Here is a 580-nt window from a genome sequence, read left to right on the forward strand (position 1 = left end):
TCCGGGGCGGAGCCCCGGGGTCAGGCCGGCGGGTACGGCGGCTCGGGATCCCGGGGACCGAACAGCGCCGTGAGCCCGAGATGCACCAGCAGTCCGGCGAACGGCCAGGCCAGCAACGCGCCCTTGGCCGACAGCTTCAGCGGCGCCGAGAACGTCACGCCCTTGCCCACGGCCTGCGCATGCGCGAGCACGTCGGACTCCGGGCCCAGCCACACCCCGAGCCGCCAGGCCAGCACGGACCCCAGCAGGCCGCCGAGGCCCAGTGCCACGACCGCCGGCACACCCCCGCGCCGCCGCAGCAGGAACACCACAACCGCGCTGGCCAGCCCGAAGGCGAGCCCCAGCAGGGTGAACACACCGTCCACCCCGACCGCCTGCTCCCCCTCGGTGTCCTTGAGGTAGACGACCCAGTTCTTGCCGATCCGGTCGCCGACCAGCGGCACCTGCGGCGCCAGCCACCACCACAGCAGCCCCAGCAGCGCCCCGCTCAGCGCCACCGCGACCGTGATCACGGCGGCCTCCCGCAGTTCCGTCCTCATCCCGGGGCCGTCCTGTCCGTACCCGTACCCGTCCGCGCCCG

1 protein-coding gene is annotated in these 580 nt (G+C 74.7%); it reads right to left on the reverse strand.

Features of this window, described 5'->3' with window-relative positions; translation table 11 throughout:
* Positions 1-20: 20 nt before the first annotated feature.
* Positions 21-580 (reverse strand): AAA family ATPase (locus CCN44_RS41585; RefSeq protein WP_086704398.1); only part of this gene is annotated, 560 nt, incomplete at its 5' end.

The organism is Streptomyces tricolor, from assembly GCF_002155905.1.
GTDB lineage: Bacteria > Actinomycetota > Actinomycetes > Streptomycetales > Streptomycetaceae > Streptomyces > Streptomyces tricolor.